30 protein-coding genes and 1 pseudogene are annotated in these 24523 nt (G+C 69.7%); 12 read left to right on the top strand and 19 right to left on the bottom strand.

What is annotated here, in order from left to right:
• Positions 1–54: 54 nt before the first annotated feature.
• The 5 genes from J2S55_RS42000 to J2S55_RS41980 form a co-directional block, all read right to left on the bottom strand.
• Positions 55–225 carry a hypothetical protein gene (locus J2S55_RS42000; RefSeq protein WP_306872855.1) on the bottom strand — a complete coding sequence of 57 codons (171 nt, stop codon included), beginning with the start codon at positions 223–225 and terminating at the stop codon, positions 55–57.
• A gap of 61 nt (positions 226–286) precedes the next feature.
• Positions 287–781, bottom strand: coding sequence for a hypothetical protein (locus J2S55_RS41995; protein WP_306872852.1), 495 nt, complete (start codon positions 779–781; stop codon positions 287–289).
• Positions 782–846: 65 nt separating this feature from the next.
• A complete protein-coding gene (locus tag J2S55_RS41990; RefSeq protein WP_306872849.1) occupies positions 847–1980 on the bottom strand; it encodes a sensor histidine kinase in 1134 nt (377 codons plus the stop codon).
• Positions 1977–2600, bottom strand: a complete 624-nt coding sequence (locus J2S55_RS41985; protein WP_306872847.1) for a LuxR C-terminal-related transcriptional regulator — start codon at positions 2598–2600, stop codon at positions 1977–1979. The genes J2S55_RS41990 and J2S55_RS41985 overlap by 4 nt, the downstream gene beginning before the upstream one ends.
• Before the next feature lie 260 nt (positions 2601–2860).
• A complete protein-coding gene (locus J2S55_RS41980) occupies positions 2861–3520 on the bottom strand; it encodes a TetR/AcrR family transcriptional regulator (protein WP_306872845.1) in 660 nt (219 codons plus the stop codon).
• Positions 3521–3886: 366 nt separating this feature from the next.
• Here J2S55_RS41980 and J2S55_RS41975 point away from each other — a divergent pair, with 366 nt between their 5' ends.
• A complete protein-coding gene (locus tag J2S55_RS41975; protein WP_306872843.1) occupies positions 3887–4402 on the top strand; it encodes an MFS transporter in 516 nt (171 codons plus the stop codon).
• A gap of 111 nt (positions 4403–4513) precedes the next feature.
• Here J2S55_RS41975 and J2S55_RS41970 read toward each other — a convergent pair whose 3' ends face one another.
• Positions 4514–4882, bottom strand: a complete 369-nt coding sequence (locus J2S55_RS41970) for a VOC family protein (RefSeq protein WP_306872840.1) — start codon at positions 4880–4882, stop codon at positions 4514–4516.
• 95 nt (positions 4883–4977) lie between these two features.
• Between J2S55_RS41970 and J2S55_RS41965 the strand changes: the two genes are divergently transcribed.
• Positions 4978–5439 carry a MarR family winged helix-turn-helix transcriptional regulator gene (locus tag J2S55_RS41965; RefSeq protein WP_306872839.1) on the top strand — a complete coding sequence of 154 codons (462 nt, stop codon included), beginning with the start codon at positions 4978–4980 and terminating at the stop codon, positions 5437–5439.
• 312 nt (positions 5440–5751) lie between these two features.
• Here the strand turns inward: J2S55_RS41965 and J2S55_RS41960 are convergent, their stop codons facing one another.
• The 6 genes and pseudogenes from J2S55_RS41960 to J2S55_RS41935 all read right to left on the bottom strand — a co-directional run.
• Positions 5752–6390, bottom strand: a complete 639-nt coding sequence (locus J2S55_RS41960; protein ID WP_306872835.1) for a helix-turn-helix transcriptional regulator — start codon at positions 6388–6390, stop codon at positions 5752–5754.
• Positions 6387–7565 carry a threonine synthase gene (locus J2S55_RS41955; protein WP_306872832.1) on the bottom strand — a complete coding sequence of 393 codons (1179 nt, stop codon included), beginning with the start codon at positions 7563–7565 and terminating at the stop codon, positions 6387–6389. Before J2S55_RS41955 ends, J2S55_RS41960 begins: the two co-directional genes overlap by 4 nt.
• An 87-nt stretch (positions 7566–7652) precedes the next feature.
• Positions 7653–7868 (bottom strand): hypothetical protein, encoded by a 216-nt coding sequence (locus J2S55_RS41950; RefSeq protein WP_306872829.1) that lies wholly within the window; start codon positions 7866–7868, stop codon positions 7653–7655.
• 159 nt (positions 7869–8027) lie between these two features.
• Complete coding sequence (locus J2S55_RS41945; RefSeq protein WP_306872826.1) at positions 8028–8195, bottom strand: hypothetical protein; 168 nt, start codon at positions 8193–8195, stop codon at positions 8028–8030.
• Positions 8196–8514: 319 nt separating this feature from the next.
• Positions 8515–9045 carry an RDD family protein gene (locus tag J2S55_RS41940; protein ID WP_306872825.1) on the bottom strand — a complete coding sequence of 177 codons (531 nt, stop codon included), beginning with the start codon at positions 9043–9045 and terminating at the stop codon, positions 8515–8517.
• A 545-nt stretch (positions 9046–9590) separates the two neighbouring features.
• Positions 9591–9683: pseudogene (locus tag J2S55_RS41935) on the bottom strand (IS5/IS1182 family transposase); the annotation flags it as partial.
• A 277-nt stretch (positions 9684–9960) separates the two neighbouring features.
• Between J2S55_RS41935 and J2S55_RS41930 the strand changes: the two are divergent.
• Entirely contained in the window at positions 9961–11076 is a 1116-nt protein-coding gene (locus J2S55_RS41930; protein WP_306872822.1) for a MerR family transcriptional regulator, read from the top strand.
• 463 nt (positions 11077–11539) lie between these two features.
• Here the strand turns inward: J2S55_RS41930 and J2S55_RS41925 are convergent, their stop codons facing one another.
• The 3 genes from J2S55_RS41925 to J2S55_RS41915 form a co-directional block, all read right to left on the bottom strand.
• Positions 11540–12256, bottom strand: a complete 717-nt coding sequence (locus tag J2S55_RS41925; RefSeq protein ID WP_306872821.1) for a TetR/AcrR family transcriptional regulator — start codon at positions 12254–12256, stop codon at positions 11540–11542.
• Positions 12257–12300: 44 nt separating this feature from the next.
• Positions 12301–13521, bottom strand: a complete 1221-nt coding sequence (locus J2S55_RS41920; protein WP_306872818.1) for an FAD-dependent monooxygenase — start codon at positions 13519–13521, stop codon at positions 12301–12303.
• A gap of 269 nt (positions 13522–13790) precedes the next feature.
• Complete coding sequence (locus J2S55_RS41915; protein WP_306872815.1) at positions 13791–13973, bottom strand: hypothetical protein; 183 nt, start codon at positions 13971–13973, stop codon at positions 13791–13793.
• Positions 13974–14296: 323 nt separating this feature from the next.
• On the opposite strand from J2S55_RS41915, the gene J2S55_RS41910 reads away from it, so the two are divergent.
• From J2S55_RS41910 to J2S55_RS41895, 4 genes are all read left to right on the top strand, one after another.
• Positions 14297–15724: an MFS transporter gene (locus J2S55_RS41910; protein ID WP_306872811.1), complete on the top strand. Its 1428-nt coding sequence runs from the start codon at positions 14297–14299 to the stop codon at positions 15722–15724.
• Positions 15725–15809: 85 nt separating this feature from the next.
• Complete coding sequence (locus tag J2S55_RS41905; RefSeq protein WP_306872809.1) at positions 15810–17024, top strand: cytochrome P450; 1215 nt, start codon at positions 15810–15812, stop codon at positions 17022–17024.
• Positions 17025–17044: 20 nt separating this feature from the next.
• Positions 17045–17242, top strand: a complete 198-nt coding sequence (locus tag J2S55_RS41900) for a ferredoxin (protein ID WP_306872806.1) — start codon at positions 17045–17047, stop codon at positions 17240–17242.
• 34 nt (positions 17243–17276) lie between these two features.
• Entirely contained in the window at positions 17277–17405 is a 129-nt protein-coding gene (locus tag J2S55_RS41895) for a hypothetical protein (protein ID WP_306872803.1), read from the top strand.
• Between the two features lie 102 nt (positions 17406–17507).
• Here the strand turns inward: J2S55_RS41895 and J2S55_RS41890 are convergent, their stop codons facing one another.
• The gene (locus tag J2S55_RS41890) at positions 17508–18401 is read right to left on the bottom strand and encodes a helix-turn-helix domain-containing protein (RefSeq protein WP_306872801.1); all 894 of its coding nucleotides are present in this window, start codon (positions 18399–18401) and stop codon (positions 17508–17510) included.
• An 88-nt stretch (positions 18402–18489) separates the two neighbouring features.
• Here J2S55_RS41890 and J2S55_RS41885 point away from each other — a divergent pair, with 88 nt between their 5' ends.
• Positions 18490–19347 carry an alpha/beta fold hydrolase gene (locus J2S55_RS41885; RefSeq protein ID WP_306872798.1) on the top strand — a complete coding sequence of 286 codons (858 nt, stop codon included), beginning with the start codon at positions 18490–18492 and terminating at the stop codon, positions 19345–19347.
• Positions 19348–19368: 21 nt separating this feature from the next.
• Complete coding sequence (locus J2S55_RS41880; protein WP_306872796.1) at positions 19369–20652, top strand: FAD-dependent monooxygenase; 1284 nt, start codon at positions 19369–19371, stop codon at positions 20650–20652.
• Here J2S55_RS41880 and J2S55_RS41875 read toward each other — a convergent pair.
• Positions 20629–20898 (bottom strand): helix-turn-helix domain-containing protein, encoded by a 270-nt coding sequence (locus J2S55_RS41875; protein WP_306872794.1) that lies wholly within the window; start codon positions 20896–20898, stop codon positions 20629–20631. The genes J2S55_RS41880 and J2S55_RS41875 overlap by 24 nt on opposite strands.
• Positions 20899–20985: 87 nt before the next feature.
• On the opposite strand from J2S55_RS41875, the gene map reads away from it, so the two are divergent.
• Entirely contained in the window at positions 20986–21810 is an 825-nt protein-coding gene (gene map / locus J2S55_RS41870) for a type I methionyl aminopeptidase (RefSeq protein ID WP_306872791.1), read from the top strand.
• Positions 21811–21975: 165 nt separating this feature from the next.
• Here map and J2S55_RS41865 read toward each other — a convergent pair whose 3' ends face one another.
• Positions 21976–22995: an aldo/keto reductase gene (locus J2S55_RS41865; RefSeq protein ID WP_306872788.1), complete on the bottom strand. Its 1020-nt coding sequence runs from the start codon at positions 22993–22995 to the stop codon at positions 21976–21978.
• Between the two features lie 157 nt (positions 22996–23152).
• Between J2S55_RS41865 and J2S55_RS41860 the strand changes: the two genes are divergently transcribed.
• Positions 23153–23743, top strand: a complete 591-nt coding sequence (locus J2S55_RS41860; RefSeq protein WP_306872785.1) for a TetR/AcrR family transcriptional regulator — start codon at positions 23153–23155, stop codon at positions 23741–23743.
• Positions 23744–23753: 10 nt separating this feature from the next.
• Positions 23754–23963, top strand: coding sequence for a hypothetical protein (locus tag J2S55_RS41855; RefSeq protein WP_306872784.1), 210 nt, complete (start codon positions 23754–23756; stop codon positions 23961–23963).
• Here the strand turns inward: J2S55_RS41855 and J2S55_RS41850 are convergent.
• Positions 23953–24495: a hypothetical protein gene (locus tag J2S55_RS41850; protein WP_306872783.1), complete on the bottom strand. Its 543-nt coding sequence runs from the start codon at positions 24493–24495 to the stop codon at positions 23953–23955. The genes J2S55_RS41855 and J2S55_RS41850 overlap by 11 nt on opposite strands.
• Positions 24496–24523: the final 28 nt, after the last annotated feature.

Genomic DNA, 24523 nt, shown 5'->3' with positions numbered 1-24523 from the left:
CCGATGATCGAGTTGGTGGCTGCCGGCCGCGGGCGCGCCCCGGCCGGCAGCGGCTCATACCGACAGATCACGGTTGACGGTGTCGGCGTAGACCGGCCGGGCCCGCTGCTCGAAGGCCCGGGCGGACCCGTCGGCAGCCGCCGGGGTCGCCGAGCGCGGCCCCACGTGGTAGGCCTTGCCGTACCAGATCTTGGTGATCTTGCTGTCCTTGAAGCTGTGGCGCATTCCGTGGAGGGGCCGGGTGTGCTGCCCTGCCCGCCTCCGTTCAGCAGAGCGGCGCCCAGGGTCAGATCCACTCCGTGCACGCGTGCCTGGTCCAGCTGCCCGCTGTGACACGCCCCTCGGCGGGCACGTCCACGCAGACCATTACCTGGGCTTCGGGCGCGTAGAACATGGTCGTGCGCAGGCGGACCCCCGGGATCTCGTTGGCATGGACTCGCTGCGGCGGCCTTCCGTGGCCGATCCACGGCCGATCGCCGACCTCCTCGCGGTAGATCGACACCTTGTAAACCCCGGCGACGGTGGGGTCAAAAGCGCCCCAGTTGGTGGAGCATCTGGGTCCCCAGAACACCCGCAACACCCCGCGGTCGGTGGTGACCTTGGCGCCTTCCTTCTTCGGTACATAGGAGCCGGCGTTGCAGCCGGTGGTGGAGGCCAGCGTGGCGTCGCACCCGTAGCCCTGGCAACGGGGCCCGGCGGCGGAGGCGGAGGCGGGCAGGGCCGCGGTCAGTCCGGCTACGGCCAGCAGGACGGCCGCCGCCTGAGCGATGGATCGTTTCATGCCGATCAGTTTCCACAGCGGTTCCCATGCCCCGACAGTCGGGAAATCGCGGGACACTCCCGGGCTCAAAGGGGGACACGCAGCTCCACGAGCGTGCCTTCCCCCGGCGCGGACTCCACCGAGGTGCTCCCGCCGATCTCGGCGACGCGCCCCTCGATGGACTCACGCAGTCCCACTCCCCGGCCACGCGAGGTGAATCCCACGCCGTGGTCGAGCACTCCGACGACCACGAGGCCGCCCTCCACCCGCGCCCGGACCACGGCCTGCCCGGTGCCCGCGTACTTGCGCACGTTGGTCAGGGCCTCGCGCACCGCCCCGGACAGCGCCTCGACGGTGGCCACGGGCAGCACGGCGCCGGCGGCGCGCAGTCCCGCCGCGTTGAGATCGACCGTCAGCCCGGCGCGGATGGCCTGCTCGACGACCTCCTCCAAAGCGGCGGTCAGGTTGCTGCCGGAGCTGTCGTGGTCGCCACGCACGTAACCGCGCAGCCAGCGGGCTTCGGCGGCGACGTGGGCACGGACCTTCTCGTCGGCAAGCCATCCGTCGCGCACCAGCGCCTCCATCGTCTGGAGCACCCGGTCGTGCAGGATGCGCCCGTTGCGGGTGCGTTCCTGCTCGGCGGCCAGCCTGGCGACCTGCTCGCGGGTCTCGTCCAGCTCTGTGGCGTTGCGGCGCAGCAGGGCGGCGACGGACCAGGCGATGGCGGAGTCGACCCAGAAACCGATGGTATGCGGCACCGCGCCCAGCCAGAAGAAGCCGCTCCAGGCCTGCATGTACAGGTAGGCGGCCGCCAGTGGGACGGTGGCCGCCAGGGCCGCCCGCAGGGTGCGGAAGGCCACGCCGATGCCGATGGAGACCAGCAGCATGTAGGGCAGCATGAAATCGGGTCCGGAGTCCTTGATCGCGCTGCCCGCGACCATGGTCATCGTCATCGCGATCGCAGCGGTCAACACGGAGTCAGTGATGATCAGCCAGGCGGGCGGCACCCTCCTGCGCCGCCAGGTGAGGGCCACGACGAGCGCGCTCTCCAGGCCCAGGACGGCCAGCGCGGGCGCGAACCCCGGCACCTGCCTGCGCAGCCCGCTGTCGCCCACGAAATTGAGCGCGACGACCTCGGCGAAGGCGGCGACGCGGAAGAGGATGACCGTCCAGGCCAGCGCGCTCTCGGTGCGCTGGCGCGCCTCCCCGGGACCGCTCATCTCCTCCGCTCGATCCGGCGCAGCGCCGCGGCGATCAGCTGGGCCTTGTTGTCCACCTGCAGCTTGCGCCGGATGCGTTCGATGTGGGTGTCGACGGTCGACTTCTTGATGCCCATGCGCCGGGCGATCTGGTCGTAGGTGAAGCCCTGCGCGATGTAGGCGAGCGTCTCCTCCTCGCGCGGCGCCAGCCGTACGATCGGCTCGGGGTCCGGCGCCGGAGCGGCCAGGTGCGCGTGCAGGATGTCGGCGAGTCCCGCCGACAGGTAGAAGCCCCGGGCGGCGACGGTGCGCAGTGCGGTGGTCATGAGCTCGGCCGGGTCGCTCTTGGTCACGTACCCCCGGGCGCCGGCCCGGATGGCGTGCACCAGGTCGTCCGGCCTGGCGGAGGCGGACATCACCAGCACGTTGTACAGCGGCGACAGCTCGGCTATGGCGATCAGGCAAGGCTCGTCGACGCCGAGGTAGAGGTCCAGGATGAGCACGTCCAGATCGGTCCGGCCGTCCAGGACGTCAAGGTCGCGGCCGCTGAGCACCACCTCGAACTCGCCGGTGCTGTGCAGGAGGTGCTCCAGGCCGTGACGGATGAGATCGTGATCGTCGACGACCGCGATCTTGATCATGTCCCACTCCCGCATGAGCCAGCCTGACCCGCAAGATGATCTCATGCCAAGTCCCCTTTTAGGGGGACAGATCCACTACACGGGCAGCTGCGCCTGGCCCGCGCGTGACCCTGTCGGCGACCCGGGTCGTCGGCGCGGTCCGGCGGCATGCCGGGCATGGCCCGGACCTGGCTGTGGTGAGCGTCAACTTGCGGCAGGCCGACGGGGTGGTGCTGCTGTGCATGGCCTGGAACGGGCGACGCCTCGCTCCGCCGGACAGGTCAAGGGTTGATGCGGCCGAGGCGGCGGGCCATCTGTTCGACGGTGCCGGTGGGGGGCCAGGGGAAGTCGGGGAGGTCGGCACGGAGGGTGACCTGGCCGTGGAGGGCCGTCCAGAGGGTCACGGCGTCGGCGAAGGGGTCGGTGCTGGACGAGCGGCCGGCGCGTACGCAGGCGTCGAGGTTGTCGACGAGGGTCCGGAAGGCGTCGAGTCCCTGGCGGCCGGGGACGTCGGCGGCGGGGGCTTCGGGCTTGGGGCGGGCCCAGCCGAAGAGGACGCGGTAGCGGGCGGGTTCGCGGACGCCGAAGTCGACGTAGGCGGCGCAGCCTGCGAGCAGCGCCTCTACCGGGTCGTCGTGCGCTGTGACGGCGGCGGTGACCGCCTGGTGGAGTTGCGTGATCGCCTCGATGACGACCGCTTCGACGATGGCGTCCCGGTCGGGGAAGTGCGCGTAGATCGAGGGGGCGGCGATGCCGACCTCGCGGGCCACGGAGCGCAGGGTGACGGCCTGGTCGGAGCCGGTGCGGACGATGAGGGCGGTCGCCGCCCGGATGATCTCCTCGCGTAGCAGCAGGCCCTGCCCGCGCCGGTTCCGCGGCCGGGGCGAAGCGTCCTCGCCCTGGTCGGCGGGGAGCTCGGTAGCTGTGGGGGCCTTCTTCATGGCCGCAACTTTACAGGTGTTAGCCGATCGCTGTAGCGTCCCGTCATTAAGCTAACACCAGTAAGCTTATGTCCATAAGGACATCATGTGCATCGAGGACACGCCCGACCCGGAGTCAGGTCACCCGCGCCGCAGACCCGCACTGACGGCGCTCTGCCTGGCGCTGGCCGTCACCACCATCGACAACACCGTGCTCAACACGGCCCTGCCCGCACTCGCCGAGGCACTGCCGGCCTCCACCGCCGACCTCCAGTGGATCAACAACGCCTACACCCTGGTGTTCGCCGCGACGCTGATCACCGCGGGCAGCCTCGGCGCCCGGTTAAGGCGCCGCCGCGCACTGGTCGGAGGCCTGAGGCGCTGGCCATGGCGTCGGCGGCGGCCGTGCTGCTCACGGCGTTCGCCCACTGGGAACTGCGCACCGCCCACCCGACGGTCGACGTGCGGCTGTTCGCCGACCGGACGTTCAGCGTCGCGAGCGGCATCCTCGGGATCACCTTCTTCGCCCTGTTCGGCGTGCTGTTCGGCTACACCCAGTACCTGCAACTCGTCCACGGATTCAGCCCGTTCGCGGCCGGGCTCGGGGCTCTGCCGTTCGCGCTGTCGATGGCGGCCACCGCCGGCACCAGCGACCGCAGCACCGCCCGGTTCGGCCCCCGGAACACCATCGCCGCCGGACTTGCCGTCATGGCCGCCGGCCTGGGCGGTCTCTCCCTCGTCACCGTCACCACCCCGTTCGCCGTGCTCGCACTCACCATGGGAGCGGTGGGCGCGGGGATGGGCCTCGTCACGGTGCCGGCCGGCACGGCGACCGTGGCCGCCGTGCCACGCGAGAAGACGCCGGAGAAGGACAAGGTGTCGGTGTCATCCCACGGCGCATAGCTACCTCGCCGAGGCTGTCGGACCGCTGCACCACGTTCCCGCCTCGGCGGAATCCGTACTCGTCGCAGGCGCGCGGCTCGGAGTCACGGCGGAGAGCGCCGAGCTGCGGGTTCAGCCTCCGTGCACGGTGAGGGCGTAACCCTCGGGGCCGCGGAAGGTGAACATCCGGCCGAAGGGGCCGTCCTGCGGCGCGGTGAGGATGGGCACGCCGGCGGCGGCGAGCTGGTCGTGCAGGGCCTGGGCGTCGTCGGCGGCGAGCCACAGGGCGACGCCGATACCGGGCTGTCCGCTGTCGAGGTCGACCCCGGGCAGCGGCTCGCGGACGGCGAACGGGATCGGCTGGGTGGCGAAGACCACGGCGTGCGGGGGTGCGGCCGGGGCCCGGACCAGGCCGAGATGCTGCTCGAAGAAGACGGCGGCGGCCTCGAGGTCGCGCACTTGCAGGGCAAGGAAGTCGGGGCCGGTGACGGTGGCGGTCATGGGTGCTCCTGGGAGGGGCTGGGATCGAAGCTTCATGTCAGGACTTTGACATCTCGATGGTAGGTTCAGCCCGTCGTCTATGTCAAAATACTGACATGGAACAGGGGGGGAAACCCGCTCCGCCGCACGCGGCCGGGGACATCACCGAGCATGTGGGGTACCGGCTCAAGCGGGCCGCCGCGGCGCTGCGCGGCGCCATGGACAGGGCGCTGCGCGAGCACGGCCTGACCGTGCCGCAGTACTCCTGCCTGGAACTGCTGGACGAACGGCCGGGGATCTCAGGCGCCGAACTGGCCCGGAGCACCTTCGTCACGCGGCAGTCCTCCAGCGTCGTGCTACGCGGCCTGCAGGAGGGCGGGCTGGTCACCCGGCCCGCCGCCGCCGACCACGGCCGGGCTCTGCCGGTGCACCTCACCGAGGAGGGGAAGCGCCGCCTGACCGCGGCGCGCGCGGTGGTCTACGCGGTCGAACAGCGCATGATCGGCGCTATCCCGGACCGCCGCCTGGACGCCCTACTGGCCGATCTCGACCGGATGGCCGACGCCCTCGACGGATGAGCGGCCGACGGAGGTCCGGCCGCCCATCTGGCCGGTGACGCATTGATCTTGCACCTACCCGAAGCCCGGGAGGTGACGGTGCCTCAACCGGCGAAGTGAGGACGACGGTGGCCCTCATGCGCGCCGACGGGGGCGCCCTACTGACCATCGACCCCGCCGAGGCGGTGCGTGTCTGGAATCCAATCGCCGGCGGTTGGTACGCGGAGGCATTTGCTGCCTCAGCAGCAATCCCCTGGAAGATCCCGTTCCCTGGGACATTCCCGGATCGGTGGCGCGGCAGCGGGTGCCGGCGACGGCGCCAGGGGGCGGTGGTCAGGACTGCTTGGCGTAGTTGTAGACGGTGCTCCGGGAGATCCCGAGCAGGTCTGCGATGGTCTCGGTGGAACTCCTGGAGGCGAAGTAGCCGTCACGGTGCAGTTGCCTGACAAGGTCTTTCTTGGCGGCACGGCTGAGTGCTCGTGGGGTGGCGGCTCGTTCGGCGGCGAACGTCTCGATGACGTCACGCAACTCCCGCGCTGTACGGTCTCGCAGGGTCTCCAATGCCTCGCCTCGGTGCTCGACCTCGGTTGCCACCAGGTTGGCCAGGCTGAGCATCATGGGGGAGAGGGTCGACACGTCGAGGTTCAGGCAGAGTGCCGCGACGTAGCGGTCCTCGGCATTCTTGATCCCGATCGATGTGCTCTTGACCGGACGGCCGTCGGGGAACTGGTTGGGGTAGTTCTGGATCACGCTGGGGTAGTTCGGGTCCGCGATCCGGCGGAGCCCCAGCTCGGTGGCGGAGTCACCCACCTTGCGTCCGGACAGGTTGTTCTCGATGACGCGGATCGCGTGCTCTGGCTGGCGCAGGTCATGGAGGACCACTTCACACAGGCCTGGGAACATGCGGCCGATCGCGATCGCGATCTTCTCGGCTTCGAGCAGAAGGTGCTCGTCGGGGTCGTCATGGTTCACGCGCGGCTCTCCTCGTCTGGATTGCTGTCGGTGTCGAAGACGGTAGCCATCTTCTCCGCGGACTTGAGTCCGGCGCCGGTGAGGACGACGACGGTGGTCTCGTCAGGGCCGATGGTGCCGTCGGCCAGGAAGTGATCGAGGGCCGCTGCAGCGACGCTGCTGGTCGGCTCGGCGTACAGGCCACGCGAGGCCAACTTGCGCACGGCTGTACGGATCTGGTCCTCGGTGACTGCCACGGCCGCACCACCTGAGCGACGGATCGCCTCGACGGCCTCCGGGAGCCGGACCGGGTTGGCGATGGAGGCTCCTTCCGCGATCGTCGGGACCCGCGGTCCTCGGCTCTGCGGATCGATCCCGTTCACCGTGTCCGCGATGGTGGCCCAGTGCTCCGGTTGGCCGACCAGAAGTCTGGGGCGTCGGTCGATCTGACGCGCTTCGAGCAGCTCGCTGAACGCGATGTCACAGCCGAGGATGTTGCTGCCCGCACCCGCTACGAGCACGATGTTGTCAGGCGCCCTGAATCCGAGCGACTCCCACATCTCGTAGGCGATCGTCTTGGTGCCCTGCAGAAAGAACGGGTGCCAATTGTGGCTGGCATAGGGGATCTGCTCAGACTGACGGATCGCCTCGTCGGACACCTGGTCCCGGGTGCCTCCGACGAGTTCGATCTGGGCGCCGTACGCGCGTGCCTGAAGGATCTTGGCGGCCGACGTCGCTGCGGGGACGATGATCTTGGCGTGAATCCCGGCGGCAGCCGCGTAGGCCGCGACCGAGGAGCCGCCGTTGCCGGAGCTGTCCTCAAGGACGTGCGTCTCTCCCTGTCCGCGCAGGTGGGAGATCATCACCGTGATGCCGCGATCCTTGAAACTGGAGGTGGGGTTGAACCACTCGAGCTTGAAGTGGACGCGCAGCCCGTTCCAGTCCAGCGGCAGCATGGGGGTGAAGCCCTCTCCGAGACTCACCCGGTGTCGAGGGGAGACCGGGATCGCGGCCTGGTAGCGCCAAAGGGAGCGTTCGCCGGTGTCGATCCGGTCGGGCGTGAGCCCTGGCACCGGGCTGAGTGCGAGAGGCGTCCCGTCCTCACCGCGCCAGCGCCGGTCGGTGACCGCGTAACGCCGACCGGACCTGTCGTAGAGGAACGGGGTATTGATCACGGCGCTGCTGGTGTCGTTCATGGAGCTGTTGAAACCCTTCGACAGGTGGTTCCCCCGGCGAGGGGAACGTCAGATGAGTGGTCGAGGCACGTGGGATGGACAGACGGGTCAGCGCATCGGTCCGGTGGCCGCCGCGGGAACGTCGCCGGCTCGTGTTGTTCCGCGGGTCGTGGTGTCGGTCGCGCTGCGGCCGAGGACGGCGACGGCCACGGCATTGCCGCCCGCCGTCGGGGTCAGGTCCAGCCCGTTCCCCACGCCCATGGCGCGCGCCGCGAGAAATCCGTAGGCGTCGACGAGGAACGACGCAGAGACGGACCACACCATCGAGCGGGCGGGCAGCGACCCGAGGCCCTTGGCCTTCGCCCGTCATGGAGCAGTGGGCTGCAGGCTGCGCCCTGCAGGGAACGCTCGGTGCGGCCGGCACGTGTGTGTTCCAGGCACCCTCACAATGTTAGACAAATATTGCAACATTGCAAGAAAATTCTAAGTTGATATCCGTCGGCGCACGGGCTTGAGCAGCAACCGCTCGGCCGGTGGCGTCAGCGGGCCGTCGAGGGCGGAGTTACCGCCGTCCAGCGCGGTGATGTGGGGGGTGTCAGCGGTGGCCGGGGTCGTGTTGGGGGAGGGCTGCTGCGACGGCTTCTGAATCAACTCCTGGCATACGACCCACATCTCAGGCCCGGCCGGAACCTTCCGACGGCCCATCACGACCCGAGTCTGAATCCCGAAACTCCGCCTGGCCGGACCGTCAAGATCTTCAGGGCACTCCTGCCGGGCGACGCCGGCCAAGCGGAACCTTCATCGGCCGCGCCAGGCCTCGCCGCCGTCTTCTCGTGGACCGGAACATCCCCCGCCCTTGATCTCGATCGCATCCGTGACGGCATCGGGCAGCCAGGGGGCCCGCCTGCCCGGCAACCCCAGGGGGCGCCGGCTCGGCGTCCGTCCGTTCACGCCCGGGGTGCCCGCAGCATCACGGCGACGGTACGACTCGTGTGGCCGCCACAAGGTCGTGCAGGGCGGCCCGGTCGCGGCGCACCAGCAGTAGCGCGATCGAGACCCCGGCCAGGGCGTACGCCGCGACCAGGAGGGGCATGGCGAAGATCACTTCGTGACCGCGTGCCAGCCGGGACACCGCCATGTGACCGCACTGCCACGGAAGCAACTTCACAACGTTGCGTACCACGATCCGTGCTGTACCGGGCCGCTCCCCGCTGACCGTAGCCACAACGAGCCCGGCCCGTCGCTTGCCCCACGTGGCCTGGCGCCGCCCCGCCTCCCCGATGGTCAGACACGCCCCGACAGGCAGCGCGGTCAGCCCAGTGATCAGTAGATCGGTGCTCACCATGCCGAGCCCATCGAACACCCCTGCTCCCGCTAGGTGCAGCGGGACGAACACCACGGCAAGCAGGGTCAGCCAGGCGACGATCGCAAGATAGTCCCAGCCGGCTGCCACCAGCCTCGGGCGTAACTCTGCCCGGCCGACTTGCGTCTTCTTCAGCATGCGTTGCCTCCTTGACCAGCATGACGATTTCACCTGCGAGCGTTACGCCCACTCATTATGGCAAATATAAAGGGAGCCCGATCAACATCCTCGTCTCGGCTTGGTGGCTCACAGGATGACGTCCGTGCCGAAGAATTTCTTGCGGCACCAGGTATTCCTGAGACCGAGACAACTCGGAACGCCGGCGATATGTCGCGGCGATTTCAAGGCGAGCATTCTGGATTCGAGGACCACAATCCGGCCGCCGGACTTGATATCTGCAGAGCAATTCGGAAAAGCGGTGCGTCGGCCCCTTGTCGTGTCGGGGTGTGTCCAGTAAACGGGGTAACTCATTTGAATCAGTTCTGTCGGGTGGTCGAGATCGAGCGGCCTTCGAAGGTGATGGCAAAAGCGTTGAGAGCGGCTTTCCAGCGGGTGATCCAGCGTTTGTGGCCCTTGCCGGTCGGGTCCAGGCTCATGATCGCCACCAGCAGTCGAGAAACGCATCCACAAATGACTGAACGACTGACGGCCAAATGGGTCACGGTCCAAGGAGCCGGTCAGGTTTCTCCTTTGACCGCGCGCACGCTGACCGGGTCGATCGCGCATCGTGACCGGTCCAGCTCGCCTCGGGCGCCGGAATCGTCCAGCAGGACGCGGTACGGCAGGGACCAGCGCTCCTCCGGACCAGGGGTTGCGCCGAAAACATACAGTCCCGAAGTCGGCCATGTCCGTGGCGGGGTTGGGCATCGACGCCGCGGTACGTAAGCATTTCTCGATCGAGTCGGCGTGCGATTCCGCAGCATTTCCCGCGCTTGGCCGTTGCACCGGCACGGCCCGCAGGAGTCGCCGCGGACCGCTGCTCCGCGTTCGGCTCTTGCAGCCGTGAGTGAGGCTCTTGACCCTCACGTGGCGTCAGGCCGCATAGTCGGTGCCGTGGAGGATCACTGGACCGTGGGACGCGTGGCCGAGCTGGCCGGCGTGAGCGTCCGCACGCTGCATCACTATGACGAGATCAGTCTCGTTCGGCCGTCGGCGCGGACCGTGGCCGGGTACCGGGCCTATTCGGCGGGTGACGTGGAGCGGCTGCGGGAGGTGCTGGCCTACCGGCGGTTGGGCTTCGGGCTGCGGGAGGTTGCGGAACTGGTCGGCGACCCGTCCACCGACGCGGTCGCGCGCTTGCGCCGACTGCGCGGCCTGCTGCTGGAGCAGCGTGATCGCGCTGACGCCATGGTGGCGGCCATCGACAGGGAACTTGAGGCGCGGGCGAAAGGGCTGAAGGTGACACCGGAGGAGCAACTGGAGGTGCTCGGTGCACGGCTGTACGACGCGATCGGCGGCGCCTACACCGCGACACGGCGTACCGAGCCGCGGATCGCCGCGCAGATCTGGGACGCGCTCGGGGACGCGCAGACGGTGCTGAACGTCGGGGCCGGCACCGGCTCCTACGAGCCTGCTGATCGCGACGTGACCGCGGTGGAGCCATCGGCGGTCATGCGGGGGCAGCGGCCTCCCGGCTCGGCGCCGTGCGTGGCCGCCGCCGCGGAGAGCCTGCCGTTCGAGGACCACTCCTTCGACGTCGCGATGGCCGTCTCCACCGTTCACCACTGGGGGGACCCGATGGCGGGGCTGTGCGAGATGCGGCGCGTGGCCCGCCGCGTGGTGGTGCTCACGTTCGACACCGACGAGCCCGGATGGCAGGACCGGTTCTGGCTCACCCGCGACCACCTGCCCGAGTTCGCCGCCGTCCTCGCAGAATTTCCCTCGCTTGCCGGGATGGCCGACGCGATCGGCGCCCGCGCTGAGCCGGTGCCCATCCCGTGGGACTGCGCTGACGGCCTGTTCGAGGCGTACTGGCGCCGACCGGGGGCGTATCTGGAGGATCACGTGCGCCGTGCGATGTCGGTGTGGACGAGGGTCGGGCCGGAGGCCGAGCAGCGGGCGGTACGGAGCCTCAGCGACGACCTCGACTCCGGCCGGTGGGCCGAGCGCAACAGCGACCTCGCCGACCTCGACACGGCAGATCTCGGCCTCCGCCTGCTCATGGCTTGAACCGCGTCGCAGTGTCCATGTCATGTTGACGGAAGCGCGGAACAGCGGCCCGGTGGCGTAGCCGGCGCGGGCGAGGTAGAGCTTGAGCAGGGTGACATAGCCGTGCTCATCCAGCAGCACGGTGCGTACGCTGTCGCCCTTGCCGTGGATGCGGACCACGCCGTTGCATCTCCGCACGCGTAACCGGCGGATCGGCTGCGTCAAGGTGTTCATTCAGGACTGCCGCCGATCCGACTGGGCGCCCATCCCACCCACCGCGGTCTTCCACCTCGACGACTTCAGCAAGGTCGAGGAGGCCGAACCGCGCGCGCTCAGCGAGTACGTGATGGCTCAACTCGAGAAGGACGGCAACCTCGACCTGCCGGCCGATGACGGCACTCGGGCGGCGGTGGTCGTGCTCATGCGCACCGGGATCCGCGTGGGCGATCTGATCCGGCTGCCCTCCCAACCGATCACCGATCACCTACGGGAGGGTCTGGCTGCGGCCGATGATGTCCAGGACGGCGTCCCTGGTCTGGCGGAAGGCGGCGATGGTGTCGTCGGCGGCCGCGGTGACGGCCTGTTCGGCGGGTGCGGCCGCGGGTTCGAGGAGCAGGGCCACGGTGTCGGCGAGGACATCGCCGGGGTCGCCGGCGCTGGGCGGGGCGGAGTCCGGGGCGGACATGGTGGTGCCGAAGCCGACGAGCACGGCGTGCATGGCGTAGGACTGGTCGGCCGGCGGGCGGTCCTGGCGGAGTAGTCCGTGCCGGCGCAGGATCGGCATGACCGCCTCGCACATGGCGCTGGGCTGGGTGCGGTCGAACAGATCGCGGTCGCCGGCCTGCTCGGTGAGCAGCCGCAGGAGGCCGGCGTCCTTGGTGGTGAGGCGGCGTGCCAGCGGGGAGCGCAGCCCGGTGCGGATCAGCAGCGGGGCCAGGTGGCGCGGCAGTACGGCGGCGGGGTCGGCGGTGATGCCGGCGATGACCGCCTCCAGGAAGGCCAGCAGTTCGCGGGCGAACAGGCCGAGGATGAGGTCTTCCTTGGTGGGCCAGTACAGGTAGACGGTGCCCTTGCCGACCCCTGCCGCTGCGGCGATCTCGCTGACGGTGACCTTGCGCACGCCGTGATCGGTCACCAGCTCGCGTGCGCTGTCCAGGATGCGGGCGGCTTTGCGCGAGTGGTGCTCGATCAGCTGGCTCACCGTGCTGTCCTCCGTTTTCGTGCTGTCAGGATGTTCGGCTTCGGTCAGAGGGCGGCAACGTCGAGGTTTTTGGCCCGCATGTCCTTGTTGTTGAACATTCTCCTGCCCATGGCCTTGCCGACGCCCGGCATCCGCATCAGGTGCATCATCCCAGCTCGCAGGAGCTGCTCCTTACGGTCATGCGGGGTGAAGATGCGCCGTCCGGGCAGGGCGCTTTCCTGCTGCAGGTGAATGAACGGCCTCATCCGCGCCTCCCAGGCCCGCAACGCCCCGGGCAGGTCACCGGGATGGCGCTGCAACATGGTGCCCAGCAGCTCGCCGCCGGCCATGCCGCTGGAGGCGCCCATGCCCGCGTACAGGGTGACGCACCAGGCGGAGTCGCCGATCAGGACGGCCCGGCCGCGGTGCCAGCGCGGCATCTTGACCTGCTGCACCGAGTCGAACAGCGCGTCGGGTGCCTGCTCGTAGCGTGTCAGCAGCCCTTCCAGCAAGGGGCCGGTGGGTTCGGGGCCGTAGGCGGCGCGGATGGACTCGATGGGCGGGCGGCGGAACTCGGCGTCGATGTCGCCGGTGCGGTAGGAGAACAGCAGGCTCGGGGCGTGGTCGGCGAACGGGAAGGCCCACACCGAGCGGCCCGGCTCGGCCAGGACCAGGCCCTCGTGCAGGCTGAAGCCGTCGACCGGGCCGTCCAGCACGGTGGCGCCGACCATGTAGTCCAGCGGGTGCAGGTACTCCTCCTCGGGGCCGAAGACGAGCCTGCGCACCGTCGAGCGCATGCCGTCGGTGCCGATCACCAGGTCGAAGCGCTCGGTGACGGTGGTGTCGGAGGCGGTGTCGTGCAGCGTCACCTCCGCCGCGGCGTCGTCCTCGGTGATGCGGGTGGGGACGGTGGAGTAGCGGATCTCCACATCGTCCGGCAGCGCCGCGAACAGGCCCCGCTCCACATCGCCGCGCAGCAGCGGCCGGGGACCCCCGGCCATGAGGGAGGGGTTCATGCCGGGACGTCGGCGCCCCGCGCGGTCCACCTCGTAGCTGGTGACATGGGGTCCGCTGCGGTCGCCGATGGCCTCCAGCACGCCCAGCCGCCGGGCCGAGGCGATGCCGGCGCCGAACAGCATGATGAAGTAACCGCCGGAGCGGCGCGCGGGCGCCCGCTCTACCACCACCGGCTCCCACCCGACCTGGCGCAGCCGCAACGCGGTGGCGATGCCGGCGATCCCCAGCCCGACCACCAGCGCCCGGCCGCCCTTGCCGACGTCGGTCATGACGACTCCTTTCACAGGCTTCCAGGCCATGCTAGCCAACGAACTGACCAAATCGGTTCTTTTGGTCAGTTCGTTGGCATGCCGAGCCGAGAAAGAAGGCGATACAGGGGTTGAGGAACATCCATGCGAGATCGTGCGCTAAGCGCTCCAGGCGACTTCCTCCGCAGGAGTTCCTGGACGGGCATCGAGCCGCGGGAACGCGTCTACCACCTGGGCGGCCCCGCCGCCTTCCTCCATACGGCCTGCGATTTCTCCGGGTTCTCAACTGATCATGTCCCGTGCCGGTCAAGCCTGGCCGGTAGATCGTCCAGGCCGGAGGTGGCGAACTTCCACTGGAACGGCTGTGCCGTGGCGTTGTAGCGGTCTTCGAAGACTCGGAGCCGGTCCTCGACCTGGGCGAGGTCGGTGAAACGGAAGAGGACGAAGTGCCGGCCGTCGGGCCGGATGAGCATCGAGGCCTCGCCCCAGAGCGCCTCCCGTTTTCCCGCAGGGCGAGCGGGGGCAGGGTTCCACCGCGGCTTGAGGCTTTTCCTCCATCGGTCCAGCACCGTGGACGACACGCGGTGGGAAGTCTCCGGGACCTGTTCAACGACAGGCTTGAAGCCATGAGTGGCTACTACGAACAGCCCGGCGGCGCGGAGCCCGGCATCGAGACATCCGTCCCGCGGCTCCGCTGCGGGTCGCCCGACGCGCGGAACAGTTCCTCGGCCCTGGCCGGCGGGCGCGGACCTGAGGGAGTGCCAGGCGCCCCGCGACGCATCGTGGGGGTGGGCGCATGAGCCATACCTCGCCTTCCGCCCCGCCCGCGTGGCGGGAACTGCTGGGCCGGGAGTATCTCGGCGCGGCTGTCGTGCTGGCCGGCGGAGTGCTTGTCGGTGCGATCAACATCTATCTGGCGGCGAGCCTGCTGCCGACCGCGGTGGCCGATCTCGGCGGCGCGAGCTTCTATGCCTGGAACATGACGGTCTACCTCGTCGCCATGGTGATCGCGACGATGCTCACCGGCCGGTCCCTGTCACTGTGGGGGAACGTCGGCGCCTACCTTCTCGGCTTCGCCATGTTCACCGCGGGCTCGCTGGCCTGCGCGCTGAGCCCGGCGATGGCGTTGCTGCTGGCCTCCCGAGGCGTGCAGGGGCTCGGCGCCGGGCTGCTGTCCGGGCTGGGATTCGCCGTCATCCGATCAGCCCTGCCGGCCCGGCTCTGGACGCGCGGCGCCGCGCTGATGTCGGCGATGTACGGCGTCGGCAACTTCGCCGGCCCGGCGCTCGGCGGCCTGTTCGCCCAGTTCGGGTCGTGGCGGCTGGCGTTCGCGGCGATGGCGGTGATCGGGGCCGGATGCGGTGCGCTCGTACCCCGCGTGCTGCCGCGCGGCGAACGCGGCGGCGGGCGGGTGCCGATCCCGGCCGGGTCGCTGCTGCTGATCACGGGGGCCGCCGGGGCCGTGAGCGTGTCGGGGGTCGTGGCCGGCACGCCGGCGAAGGCCGCCGGCATCGCGGTGGCGCTGCTGCTGGTGGCCGGATTCGTCGTACATGAGCGGCGCAGCGAGCTGCGGATCTTCCCGCGGACGACGTACCAGAGGGGTTCGTCGTTGAAGTGGGTCTACCTGACGCTGGGACTGCTGGCCTTCGGCGTCGCGGTCGAGTCGTTCTTACCGCTGTTCGGCCAGCGGCTGGCCGGGCTGCCACCCGTCGCGGCGGGGTTCTTCGCCGCGGCCATCTCGCTCGGCTGGTCGCTCACCCAGATCGGCAGCTCATCGGTGACAGGGCAGCGTGCGGTGCGCCGATTGCGTGTGCTCGGCCCGGTGCTGCTGGCGCTCGGCCTCGTCGTTCAGGGGCTGTTGCAGCGCGAGGACACGCCGATCTGGCTGGTGCTGGTCTGGGTGCCGGTGTTGTTCGTCGCCGGGGCGGGAATCGGCCTGGCCTACCCGCACCTGTCCGTGGCCGCGATGTCCAGCACCTCCGATCCGGAGGAGGGCGGACGGGCGGCCGCGGCGATCGCCACCGTGACGAGCCTGGCGATCGCGTTCGGCACGGCGGTGGCCGGGGTCCTGATCAATCTGGGCGGGTCGATGCTCGACGCGGCACGGTACGTGCTGTTCGGGCTCGCGATCATCTGCGCGGTCGGCGCCCTCACCGCACAAGCCGCCAATCGCACGGATCGGAAGGAGCCCGCCGATCAAGCCCCGCCTCACCGAGGCTCGTGACCCGATGCCCGGCTCAGGACCTCGATCCCCTGTTCAGCGCATGCCCGACATCATCGCCGACCGCAATTCGAAACAAGGAGATCCCATGGCTGACGACCTGTCAGAGCCCCAGCTGTTCCCGATGGCCCGTGCGGCGCGGTGTCCGTTCGATCCGGCACCGGAGCTGGGCCGGCGGATCAGGGAAGCGCCGGTTTCACGCGTGAGACTGTGGGACGGCAGCACCCCCTGGATGGTCACCCGCTACGCGGACGCCCGCGCGGTGCTCGCCGATCCGCGCGCCAGCGTCGACGTCGCAGAACCCGGCTTCCCGCACACCAACGCGGTGAGCAAGGCCCGCGACGCGCAGATGAAGACGCTGATGCAGATGGACGCGCCGGAGCACATCGCGCAGCGGCGGCTCATGACCGCGGACTTCACGATCAAAAAAATGGAAGCGCTGCGGCCCAGGATCCAGCAGATCGTCGATGACCTCATCGATGAGATGCTCGCCGGTCCGAACCCGGCCGACCTGGTGGAGGCGATCGCGCTACCGGTTCCCACGCTGGTGATCTGCGAACTGCTGGGGGTGCCCTACGCCGACCGCGCCTTCTTCCAGCGCGTGGCGGGCGCGCTGGTCATGGACGAGGGCGACCCCGCACAGGCCATGGCCGCCAGCGAGGAACTGAACGTCTACCTGGACGCCCTGGTGGACAGCAAGAACGCCGAACCGGGCGACGACGTCCTCAGCAGGCTGGCCGTCGGACAGTATCGCAGCGGCGCGATGACCCGGCGGGAGATCTCCACGATGGGTCAGCTCCTGCTGGTGGCCGGGCACGACACCACCGCGAGCATGATCGCGCTGGGTACGGCCGCGCTGCTGGCGCACCCGGAGCAACTGGCAGCGGTGCGCGACGGGGATCCGGCGCTGGTGGCGAGCGCCGTCGAAGAACTCCTGCGCTATCTGTCCATCACCCACACCGAGGCCCGCCGCGTCGCGCGGGAGGACCTCGAGATCGGCGGCCGGCTGATCCGCAAGGGGGAAGGCATCATCGTGGTGAAAAGCATCGCCAACCGCGACCCGTCGGCCTTCCCCGCTCCCGGCACTCTCGACGTCCGCCGCAAGGCCCGCCACCACGTCGCCTTCGGCTACGGCGCTCACCAGTGTCTGGGCCAGTCACTGGCCCGAGTGGAACTGCAGGTCGTCTACGGCACCCTCTACCGGCGTATCCCGACGCTGGCCCCGGCCGTGCCGCTGGAACACCTGACTTTCAAACATCACGCCGTCTTCTACGGTGTCCGCGAACTGCCCGTCACCTGGTAAATCTCCGAAGGAGAAAGTGGATGAAGGTCACCGTCGATCAAGACGCCTGCATCGGCTCGGGGCAGTGCGTCCTCATCGCCCCCGACATGTTCGGCCAGCGCGACGAAGACGGCATCGTCGCGCTCCTTCACGACAGCCCGGGACCGGGACTGCGGGAGGACGTCCGTGAGGCCGCCCGCATCTGCCCGGCCCTGGCGATCCAGCTGACCACGTCGTGAACCAGCTTTCTCGCCTCTGGTCGTAGGAGCTTCGGTGGCCGGTCCGACCGCCACCGAGGCCCCGCGCCGCAACGGGTTCACCGGTTCATCGACCCTGGTCGGCGGCGAGGAGATGCTCTCCGCAGAGTGGGCAGCGGCCGTCCCGCTCGGCGAGCAGGCGTAGGTCGGAGCCGTCCAGCGGCGGTGTGACCTTTTCTCCGTCTCCTGGCCCAGTGGTCGATCGAGCGGCGCCGGACCCGTCCGGCGCAGGTGACCGCGGCGAGGTTCACAGCGGTAGCCGTCCCGTCTCCGGGCGGCGACCGAGCCGGAGATCCCTGGAGAGGTGAGGCATGGCGGGTGTTCCGCGGCTGGGCCAGGCGATGTCGTCAACGGCGAGGAACGGCTCGCCGGCCACGGTCGCGGGGGTCGCCCCGGTGAACGCCATGACGTCCCGATGCAGGTGGGACTGGTCGGCGTAGCCGGCGTCCGCCGCGACCCGGGCCGCGCCTTCACCCGCGACCAGGCGGTGGGCGGCATGGTCGAAGCGGACCAGCTTCACGGCGCGCTTGGGCGGCAGGCCGAGCTGCGAGCGGAACCGGGACCACAGCCGCTTACGGCTCCACCCGACCTCGGCCGCGAGTCCGTCGACCCGGGCCAGACCACGGCTGCCGACGATCCGGTGCCAGGCCCAGGCCACCTCCGGCTCCACCGGCGGCCCCGCCCCATGCCGGTGGGCAAGCAGCGCGTCCACCAACGCGAAACGATCCTGCCACGACGAGACGTCACCCAGTTGCTCACGGATCCGGGACGCCTCCCGGCCCCACAGGTCCTCGAGAGCCACCACGGCGCCGTCGAGGTCGGCGGGGGAGACGCCCAGAACCGCGCGTGCGATCACCGGGGACAGGCGCACCTGCACGCACTCGACGTTCTCACCCCGCGCCCGGACCGCGCCTCCGGACCCGAGCCCGGGCCCGGCGACGACACTTCCCCGCTGTTGCCGCCCGGCGGCATCGTCCAGGACAGGCGTACCGGCGCCGAACTCCAGAAGCAGCGTCACGGCCGGGTGCGGGACCATCCGGAGCGCGTCCAGGTCACGGACCCGGAACCCGGCCATGGTGACACCGGCCACCCGGCTGGGCCGCCGCGGGCACGCGACGTCCCACACAACCGCATCATGCACGAACGTCCGCACCGTCCCATGCTAGCGAGCCGACGGAGGGGAACATTTGTCCAATCCGCCGGCGCGTACCGGCGGCGACAGTGGGCTCATGACTGTTTCTGACGGCGGACCGCACATGAACGGCGGCACCGAGGCCACCGAGAGTTCGACCTTGCCCATGGACGACGGCGACATCTACGTGTGCCAGGACGGCCCCCGCGACGCCCCCGCACTCCTGCTCGTCCACGGGTCCGCATCCTCGACCCGATCGTGGGACCCGATGGTTCCGCTGCTGACCGGATCTCACCGCGTCATCCGGATCGACCTGCTCGGGCACGGCCGGTCGGCCAAACCGGCCGACCGCAGCTACGCGCTCCCGGACCAGGCACGCAGGGTCGGCGCGGCCCTGGACCGGCTCGGCGTCGAGCACGCCGTAGTCGTCGGCCATTCCAGCGGCGGCGCGGTCGCCACCGCCCTCGCCGAACAGCGCCACGACCTGGTGACCGCGCTCGCGTTCATCAACACCGGCCCCAGCCTGGACGCCTTCATCGCACCGGAGTCCGCCGCGTTCGGACCGTCGCAGTGGCCGCCGACGGACGAGCAGCTCCGCCGGTTCGCGAGCACCGGTTTCAGCCGCGCGGGCTACCAGATCCCACAAGAGCTCCTGGACGAGGTGCGCGCCATGACCTACCACACGCTCACCACGACGATGCAGGCCACCCGCCACTACATGGAGCAGCAGACGCTCCCGGATCGGCTGACGGTCCTGGGCAAGCCGCTACTGGTGATCTTCGGCGAGGACGACCGCAGGTGGCGATCCTCATCCACCTCCGACTACCGCGCTGTCCCGGGCGCGAAGGTCGAGTTGCTGCCCGGACTTGGGCACTCGCCCCTGCTCGAGGATCCGCCGCGGACCGCCACCCCCCTGCTGGCCTTCACCGCGATCCACGCCGTACGGGTGGGCTGAATGACAAGAAGGAGGGATGCCATGCGGATTCTCGTCTCCGGCGCCAGCGTCGCCGGTCCGGTGCTGGCCTACTGGCTCACGAGATACGGCTTCGAGGTCACCGTCGTGGAGCGGGCCCCCGCACCGCGCAAGACGGGCGGACACGCGGTCGACCTGTTCCGGCCCGCGATGAACATCTCGGAGAAGATGGGCGTGCTCCCACGCATCGAGGAGCGGGCCACCGGCACCGACCGGATGACCGTCTGTCAGGAGGGCGCACGGCGCCCCGTCCGGGTGGACCTCTCCAAGATCTTCGGCGCCACCTCCGACCGGCACGTCGAGATCATGCGCGACGAACTGAGCGAGATCTACTACGACGCCGCGCGAGACGACGTCGAGTACGTCTTCGGCGACTCGATCAGCGCGATCTCGCCCGACGGCGAAGTGCGGTTCGAGAACGCCGCGCCGCGCCGCTTCGACCTCGTCGTCGGCGCGGACGGGCTGCACTCCAACGTGCGTCGCCTCGTCTTCGGCAAGGAGTCCCGCTTCAGCGCCTTCACCGGGGCCTACCTCGGGGTGCTGACCCTGCCGAACGTCTCCAGGCTCGACGGCGAGCTCCTCATCCACGTCGGCGTCGGCCGCACTGCAGGCATGTACGGCGCGCGGCACCTCGGCGACGCGCGGGCGTTGTTCCTGTTCCGGAGCGAGCGCGAGCTCCACTACCATCACCACGACGTGCCCCGGCAGAAGGAGCTGCTGCGCGGTGCGTTCGACGGCATGCACGCCGACGTGGACCGCTGGCTGGACGAGCTGGACCGCACCCCGGCGTTCTACTTCGACTCGATCACCCAGCTCCGCATGGACACCTGGTCGCGGGGGAGGGTGACGCTCGTCGGCGACGCGGGCTACTGCCCCGGCCCGGCCGTCGGCGGCAGCACCAGCCTGGCCGTTGTCGGCGCGTACGTCCTCGCCGGGGAGCTGGCGCGGGCGGACGGTGACCACGAGCGCGCCTTCCCCGCCTACGAGCGCGCAATGGCCGAGCACGTGCGTGGCAGCCACGCGGCCGCGCTGAGCGCGGCGAAGACCCTGATCCCCACCTCGCACCTCGGCGTGTGGGGACTGGCCCAGGGCGCCCGCCTGATCTCCGCCCTGCCCGCAGGGCCCAGCCGCGCCCTCGTCCGCCTCACCACCAGGAGCGCACGCCTCTACAACTCCATGACCGTCGACGACTACCCGCCGTCGCCCGCCGCGTCACCAGGCCGGGCCGGCCCACCGGGACTCCGCGGGCGGGCGCAACAGCGGCTACGAGACGGCTTCCAGCGGTAGGTCGTTGCCGCGCCAGGTAGCTGCCAACTCCTGAACCGGCACGTTGAGTGCCTCGCCGAGGCAGACGATCGTGCCGAACCCGGGGGACGGCAGCCGTCCGGTCTCGATCTTGCGCAGGGTTTCCGGCGAGATACCAGCCGCGTGCGCGACTTCCGCCAGGTCGCGTCCCGCTCGCGCGTGGCGCAGCAGGGCGCCGAGGCGCCTGCCTGCTTCGATCTGCTCAGGTGTGAGTGGTTGGCGGACCATGCTCCGAGGATAGGGTTGGTATTACTATACCGGCAAGTGCTAGGGTACCGGTATAGTAATACCAACACCCTGTGACGCGAGGTATTCGTGATTGAACTGAAGACGCCTGCGGAGATCCAACGCATGCATGTGGCCGGGCGTTTCGTCGCCGAGGTGCTCTCCGAGGTCGGCCGACTCGCTGACGTGGGTGTCAACCTGTTGGACCTGGAGCACCACGTGCGCGGCATGATCAAACGGCGCGGGGCGGAGTCGTGCTACTGGGACTACGCGCCGTCCTTCGGACGCGGCCCGTTCCGCAACGTCATCTGCCTGTCGGTCAACGACGCCGTCCTGCACGGCCTGCCCCACGACTACACGCTGCGCGACGGGGACGTGCTCAGCGCGGACCTCGCGGTCAGCGTCGACGGCTGGGTGGCCGACTCGGCGCGCACGGTCGTCGTCGGGACCGCTGCCGAGGAGGACCTGCGGATCATCCGCGCCACCGAGGAGGCGTTGGAGGCGGCGATCGAGGTGGCACGTCCGGGCAACCGCCTGGGTGACATCTCGGCGGCCATCTGGGCGGTAGCCCACGACTACGGTTACCCGGTCAACACCGAGTTCGGTGGCCACGGCATCGGCCGCACCATGCACGAGGGGCCCCACGTCTCCAACAGGGGCCGGGCAGGCCGCGGCCTGAAGCTCCGGCCGGGCCTGACCCTCGCGCTCGAACCCTGGTTCGCCCGCACGACCGACCGGATCGTCTACGACCCCGACGGCTGGACCATCCGGTCGGCCGACGGCTCGCGCACGGCCCACTCCGAGCACACGGTCGCCATCACCGAGGACGCCCCTTTGGTGCTCACCCGGCGTGAACCGGAGAACTCGGCAACGCGAGCTGATCCCGCCGGTCGGCCGGCCGCAAAGGACGCCTGAGTCGCCCTGTTCGACCGATGCCGGCCTGATCGAACGGTGCTCGCAGTCGGCGCCGAAATGCCGGTGTCTCCGGCTGCGCGTCGCGGTCCAGGCCGGACCGCCGACACAGTGGCCGTGACGTGGCGCTTTACGCTCCTGGCGGCCGGTACCGCCAACCGCTGTCGATCAGCGGCGTCGCAGGGACGGGTCGAGCAGCGCGGGCGGAGTGTCGTTCTTCTCGTGCGCGGCCAGGTCGGTGCCGGGGGCCACGATGGCGTCGATCGCATCGAGTACGTCGGCGGAGAGCACGGTGTCCGCGGCGGCGAGTTGCGAGTGCAGGTGGCCCGGCGTACGGGGGCCGATGAGCGCGCCGGTCACGCCAGGGTGCGCGGTCACGAATCCGAGCGCGAGCTGGATCATGGTCAGGCCGGCCTCGTCGGCGACCTCGGCCAACCGCTCGACGGCTTCGAGCCTGGCCCGGTTGGCGGGGACGGTGGTATCGAAACGCTGCGGCATGAACGCTGAGCGGTTGCTGGTGATCTCCCGGCCCTCGCGGATCGCGCCCGACAGCCAGCCCGAGGCCAACGGGCTCCACGCCAACACACCGAGCCCGTATTCCTCGGTTACCGGCAGGACGTGGGCCTCGATTCCGCGCTGCAGGATCGAGTAGCTGGGCTGTTCCGTGACGTAGCGGCTCAGGTGGTGCTCGCGGGCAGCCCACTGTGCCTGCACGATGCGGTAGGCGGGGAAGGTCGAGGAGCCGAAGTAACGGATCTTCCCTGCGCGCTGCAGGTCGGTCAGAGCCGACAGCGTCTCCTCGTCGCCGGTACGGGGGTCCCACCGGTGGACCTGGTAGAGATCGACGTGGTCGACACCGAGACGGCGCAGGCTGCCGTCCAGTGCGGTGACCAGCCAGCGGCGCGAACCGCCCTGATGGTTGCGCTCGTCGCCCATCGGCAGGCTCGCCTTGGTGGCCAGCACGATGTCCTCGCGGCGGCCGGCGATGGCTCTGCCCACCATCTCTTCCGACTCGCCGCCGCTGTACACGTCGGCGGTGTCGATCAGGTTGATCCCGGCCCCAAGGGCGGCGTCGACGATGGCGGTGACCTCGTCCTGGGTGGTGCGCCCGATCTTGCCGAAGTTCATCGCGCCGAGCGCGAGGGTGCTGACCTGCACACCGGTACGGCCCAAATTGCGGTACTGCATGACCGTGTGTCTCCTCATGGCGGGGGGAACGTGGTGGCGATGAGTGGCTTGGATGTCAGGCTCCCGCTCTGGCATCATGAGCAAAACGGAACCTGGTTCCGAAACCATACGGAACACGGTTCCGGTCTGGCAAGTGCGATGACGGCGGAGGAGCGCGGTGCACGACAGCGACCAGGGCGCGGAGCGTGCGGCCCAGTCCAAACGGAAGGACGCCCGGCGTAACAAGGAGGCCCTGCTCGACGCGGCTGCCGCGGTCTTCGTCACGTCAGGCGTGGAAGCGCCCGTACGCGACATCGCGGCCAAGGCCGGCGTCGGGCTGGGTACGATCTACCGCCACTTCCCGACGCGGGCGGACCTCATCATCGCCGTCTACCGGCACCAGGTCGACGCCTGCGCCGAGGCCGGTCCAACACTCCTGGCGACCAGCCCGACTCCTTGTGCCGCACTGGGACGGTGGATCAGTCTCTTCGTCGACTTCCTGGTCACCAAGCACGGACTCGCCGCGGTGCTCCAGTCCGACAACGCCGCCTTCGACACGCTGCACGCCTACTTCCTCGACCGCCTCGTGCCCGTCTGCGCCCAGCTGCTCAGAGCCGCAGCGGCCGCTGGAGAGATCCGCTCCGACATCAGTGCCTACGAACTCATGCGCGGAGTCGGCAACCTCTGCATCGGCGCGGACGGTGATCCCGGCTACGACGCACGTCGACTGGCCGAAATCCTCGTCGCAGGACTGCGCCTACCGCACTAGCCGCGACACCGTGACCAAGTTCGGCGCCGCCGACATCCCCGAAGTCATACAGGCCATGTCGACATCCGGCTTCGGGTCGTACGCCTCGGGCTGGATGCCGAGCTCGTGGGTGCTGCTGGTCGACGGCGACCTCGACGCGTACTCCCGCTTCCGCCTCGCGCGTGAGCGCGAGCGTGTCCATCACGCCCGCTACCAGGACAGATGCCGCCTTATACCCTGACGCCCCGGCTCCCTGAGGAAGGGCAGCACCCATCGGCTTGGGCGCCGTCCGGCAGTAGGGCCAGGAGCTGTTCGGTGTGGGTGGGCAGCTCCACGTCTGCAAGGCCTGTGATGAGGTCTCTCAGCGGCACGAGCTGATCGACCAGGACTGTGCCGTTGGACAGGAGCAGGGTGGGCACCGGTGTGTCGAGTTCGGCCTCGCTCAGCGCGGGCCCGCCGAGTGCGCAGATGGCATCCCCTTGGAGGCGGATGCGCTCCCGAAGCCCCGCGTTGCCGCCGGCGCGCGCTATGACGCGTTCGATGGTCCAGGTGTCCTGGGCTATGCGGTTGTCGTAGGTGGCGTTCGTCGCCGAGGCGACGGAGGCGGCGGCGGCGATGGTGGTGGCAGTGACGATGGCGACGTGCGCCAGGATCTGGTCGGCGTTCCACTCGCCGGCCGGCGGGGCGGGACTGGTGTCACCAGAGTCGGCCATTGTGGCCGCGGCGTCCAGCAGGGCACGGTAAGCGTTCCGGAGCGGGGCGGTGTCCAGCACGTCCTTCTTCTTTCTGCGGTCGTGTTTC

Source organism: Streptosporangium brasiliense (assembly GCF_030811595.1).
GTDB classification, from domain to species: domain Bacteria; phylum Actinomycetota; class Actinomycetes; order Streptosporangiales; family Streptosporangiaceae; genus Streptosporangium; species Streptosporangium brasiliense.
This window is presented reverse-complemented; position numbering and strand designations above follow the sequence as displayed.

What these genes read in the sequence shown, in the direction of transcription:
- J2S55_RS41910 (WP_306872811.1), top strand. Translation starts at nt 14,297, where the DNA reads ATGAGCCATACCTCGCCTTCCGCCCCGCCCGCGTGGCGGGAACTGCTG.
- J2S55_RS41865 (WP_306872788.1), bottom strand. Translation starts at nt 22,995, where the DNA reads ATGCAGTACCGCAATTTGGGCCGTACCGGTGTGCAGGTCAGCACCCTC.
- J2S55_RS41880 (WP_306872796.1), top strand. Translation starts at nt 19,369, where the DNA reads ATGCGGATTCTCGTCTCCGGCGCCAGCGTCGCCGGTCCGGTGCTGGCC.
- J2S55_RS41985 (WP_306872847.1), bottom strand. Translation starts at nt 2,600, where the DNA reads ATGATCAAGATCGCGGTCGTCGACGATCACGATCTCATCCGTCACGGC.
- J2S55_RS41915 (WP_306872815.1), bottom strand. Translation starts at nt 13,973, where the DNA reads ATGCTCATCCGGCCCGACGGCCGGCACTTCGTCCTCTTCCGTTTCACC.
- J2S55_RS41955 (WP_306872832.1), bottom strand. Translation starts at nt 7,565, where the DNA reads ATGAACGACACCAGCAGCGCCGTGATCAATACCCCGTTCCTCTACGAC.
- J2S55_RS41970 (WP_306872840.1), bottom strand. Translation starts at nt 4,882, where the DNA reads ATGACCGCCACCGTCACCGGCCCCGACTTCCTTGCCCTGCAAGTGCGC.
- J2S55_RS41995 (WP_306872852.1), bottom strand. Translation starts at nt 781, where the DNA reads ATGAAACGATCCATCGCTCAGGCGGCGGCCGTCCTGCTGGCCGTAGCC.
- J2S55_RS41975 (WP_306872843.1), top strand. Translation starts at nt 3,887, where the DNA reads ATGGCGTCGGCGGCGGCCGTGCTGCTCACGGCGTTCGCCCACTGGGAA.
- J2S55_RS42000 (WP_306872855.1), bottom strand. Translation starts at nt 225, where the DNA reads ATGCGCCACAGCTTCAAGGACAGCAAGATCACCAAGATCTGGTACGGC.
- J2S55_RS41875 (WP_306872794.1), bottom strand. Translation starts at nt 20,898, where the DNA reads ATGGTCCGCCAACCACTCACACCTGAGCAGATCGAAGCAGGCAGGCGC.
- J2S55_RS41940 (WP_306872825.1), bottom strand. Translation starts at nt 9,045, where the DNA reads ATGCTGAAGAAGACGCAAGTCGGCCGGGCAGAGTTACGCCCGAGGCTG.
- J2S55_RS41980 (WP_306872845.1), bottom strand. Translation starts at nt 3,520, where the DNA reads ATGAAGAAGGCCCCCACAGCTACCGAGCTCCCCGCCGACCAGGGCGAG.
- J2S55_RS41965 (WP_306872839.1), top strand. Translation starts at nt 4,978, where the DNA reads ATGGAACAGGGGGGGAAACCCGCTCCGCCGCACGCGGCCGGGGACATC.
- J2S55_RS41885 (WP_306872798.1), top strand. Translation starts at nt 18,490, where the DNA reads ATGACTGTTTCTGACGGCGGACCGCACATGAACGGCGGCACCGAGGCC.
- J2S55_RS41990 (WP_306872849.1), bottom strand. Translation starts at nt 1,980, where the DNA reads ATGAGCGGTCCCGGGGAGGCGCGCCAGCGCACCGAGAGCGCGCTGGCC.
- J2S55_RS41905 (WP_306872809.1), top strand. Translation starts at nt 15,810, where the DNA reads ATGGCTGACGACCTGTCAGAGCCCCAGCTGTTCCCGATGGCCCGTGCG.
- J2S55_RS41900 (WP_306872806.1), top strand. Translation starts at nt 17,045, where the DNA reads ATGAAGGTCACCGTCGATCAAGACGCCTGCATCGGCTCGGGGCAGTGC.
- J2S55_RS41920 (WP_306872818.1), bottom strand. Translation starts at nt 13,521, where the DNA reads ATGACCGACGTCGGCAAGGGCGGCCGGGCGCTGGTGGTCGGGCTGGGG.
- J2S55_RS41950 (WP_306872829.1), bottom strand. Translation starts at nt 7,868, where the DNA reads ATGGTGTGGTCCGTCTCTGCGTCGTTCCTCGTCGACGCCTACGGATTT.